The following is a 2,519-nucleotide window of genomic DNA, read 5'->3' as shown; positions in this document are numbered from 1 at the left end:
TTTCGACCGGCCCAACATCCACTTGGCCTTCGCGCCCAAGGACAGCCCGCGTGCGCAGATCCTGCGCTTCGCCGCCGCCCGCCGGGGCCGTTCGGGCATCGTCTACTGCGGCACCCGCGCCAAGACCGAGGGGCTGGCGCGTGCGCTTGCCGACGAGGGGCATCCGACCTGCTTCTACCACGGCGGCATGGAGGCCGAGGCCCGTCGCGGCGTCGAGGAGCGCTTCGCCAAGGAAGACGGGCTCATCGTTTGCGCTACCGTCGCCTTCGGCATGGGCGTCGACAAGCCCGACATCCGCTGGGTCGCCCATGCCGACCTGCCCAAGAGCATCGAGGCCTATTACCAGGAGATCGGCCGCGCCGGCCGCGACGGTGCCCCGGCCGAGACCATGACACTCTACGGTCCCGACGACATCCGCCTGCGCCGCTCGCAGATTGACGAGGGCATGGCCCCGCCCGAGCGCCGCGCCGCCGACCATGGCCGCCTCAACGCGCTTCTGGGCCTCGCCGAGGCGCAGGGCTGCCGCCGCCAGCAGCTGCTGCGCTACTTCGGCGAGGAGTCCGGGCCTTGCGGCAACTGCGATCTCTGCGACACGCCGCCCGAGCTCTTCGACGGCACCGAGGCGGTGCGCAAGGCGCTCTCGGCGGCGCTGCGCACCGGCGAGAACTTCGGCGCCGGGCACCTGATCGACATCCTGACCGGCAACGAGACCGACAAGGTGCGCCAGCGCAACCACGACCAGTTGCCGACCTTCGGCGTCGGCCGCGACCTCAAGCGCGGGCAGTGGCAGGCGGTGTTCCGGCAGATGATGGGCCACGATCTCGTCCGCCCCGATCCCGAGCGCCACGGCGCGCTGGTGATGACCGACGCGGCGTTGCCGATCCTGCGCGGCGAAGAGCCGATCACCCTGCGCCGCGACGTCATCGACCGCGCCGCCGACCGCCGCCCGCAGGTCAAGACGCTGGTGTCCGAGGAAGACGCGCCGCTGATGTCCGCGCTCAAGGCCAAGCGCACGGCGCTGGCGCGCGAGGCGCAGCTGCCGCCCTACATGATCTTCCCCGACCGCACCCTGATCGAGATGGCCGAGCGGCGGCCGCAGAGCCTCGACGACATGGGCCGGATCAACGGCGTGGGGGCCAAGAAGCTCGAACGCTACGGCGCCGAGTTCCTCGAGGTCATCACCGGCGCGGTCGAAGAGATGCACCCCTCCCGCGTGAAGCTCGCGGCGCGTGGCGCGGGCGAGGTCTATGACACGCTGATGGCGGTGCAGGCGGATCTGGCCCGGGGCGTCGACGGCACCGAAAAGCCGCTGTCCTGCTCGGCCTCGCTGCTTGCCAAGGTGGCGCAATGCCCGGCGGACCGCCCGCAGGAGCTCGAGCGGCTGCTCGGCGAGCGCCGGTTCGAGCGTTTCGGGACGGCATTTCTGGACGTTCTGGGGCGGGTGGACTAGACCGGCGTCAAGATATTCCGAAACCCAGATGTAGACGATCCGGGACCGGCCCGGACGGGAGAGAGACGATGCTTGTGGTGGTGTCTCCGGCCAAGCGGCTGGACTGGGCCGAGCGCGACGTGGCGATGACCGAGCCGTGCTTCGCGGACGAGGCAGTGCGGCTGGCGAAGACCGCGCGCAACCTGACGCTGGGCGATCTGAAGGGGCTGATGGGGCTGTCGGACGATCTCGCCAAACTCAACCGCGACCGCTTCCGCGACTTTTCGGCCGAGCCCGAGGACGCGGTGCTGCGCCCCGCGGCGCTGGGCTTTGCGGGCGACACCTACCAGGGGCTCGAGGCGGCCTCGCTCGACGCGGACGAGATGGCCTGGGCGCAGGATCACCTGCGCATCCTGTCGGGACTCTACGGCGTGCTGCGTCCGCTCGACGGCATTCAGCAGTACCGGCTCGAGATGGGCTCGAAGCTGAAGACCCGGCGCGGCAAGGATCTCTACGCCTGGTGGGGCGACAGCATCGCAAAGGCGCTGAACGCCGATGCCGAGGCGCGCGGCACCGAGGTTCTGGTGAACTGCGCGAGCCAGGAATATTTCGGCGCCGTCGACCGCAAGGCGCTGAAGCTGCGGGTGATCACCCCGCAGTTCATGGAGGACAAGGACGGCGCGCCCAAGATCGTGAGCTTCTACGCCAAGAAGGCGCGCGGTGCGATGGCCCGCTACATCGTGCAGCGCCGCCTCACCGATCCGGACGCGCTGCGGGATTTCGACAGCGGCGGCTATGCCTTCAACGAGGCGCTGTCCAAGCCCGACCAGCCGGTCTTCACCCGCCCCTGCGGCGCCTGAGCCACGGCGCTCGTCCACTTGTCGAGCAGTGCCGCAAGCTCGGCCTTGCGCAGCGGCTTGGTCAGGTAGTCGTCGAGCCCGGCCTCGATCACGCCCTCGCGGTCGCCGGTCATGGCATGGGCGGTGACCGCTATGATCGGGACCCGCGGGCCGCCGGCCTCGAGCGCGCGGATCTCGCGCGTGGCTTCCCTGCCGTCCATGTGGGGCATGGAGATGTCCATGAAGATCAG

Annotated in this window: 3 protein-coding genes; 2 read left to right on the top strand and 1 reads right to left on the bottom strand. The window is 70.0% G+C overall.

The window, feature by feature from the left end:
- A partial coding sequence (locus tag HC022_RS23925; protein ID WP_167454068.1) for an RQC domain-containing protein occupies positions 1-1,450 on the top strand: 1,450 nt, incomplete at its 5' end.
- 68 nt (positions 1,451-1,518) lie between these two features.
- Positions 1,519-2,289: a peroxide stress protein YaaA gene (yaaA, locus tag HC022_RS23920; RefSeq protein ID WP_167454067.1), complete on the top strand. Its 771-nt coding sequence runs from the start codon at positions 1,519-1,521 to the stop codon at positions 2,287-2,289.
- On the opposite strand, the gene HC022_RS23915 is transcribed toward yaaA, so the two are convergent.
- The coding region (locus HC022_RS23915) for a response regulator (protein ID WP_167454066.1) at positions 2,223-2,519 on the bottom strand (297 nt) is incomplete at its 5' end. The two genes, yaaA and HC022_RS23915, sit on opposite strands and share 67 nt — an antisense overlap.

Origin of the sequence: Salipiger sp. HF18 (assembly GCF_011806505.1) — a bacterium.
GTDB classification, from domain to species: domain Bacteria; phylum Pseudomonadota; class Alphaproteobacteria; order Rhodobacterales; family Rhodobacteraceae; genus Salipiger; species Salipiger thiooxidans.
This window is presented reverse-complemented; position numbering and strand designations above follow the sequence as displayed.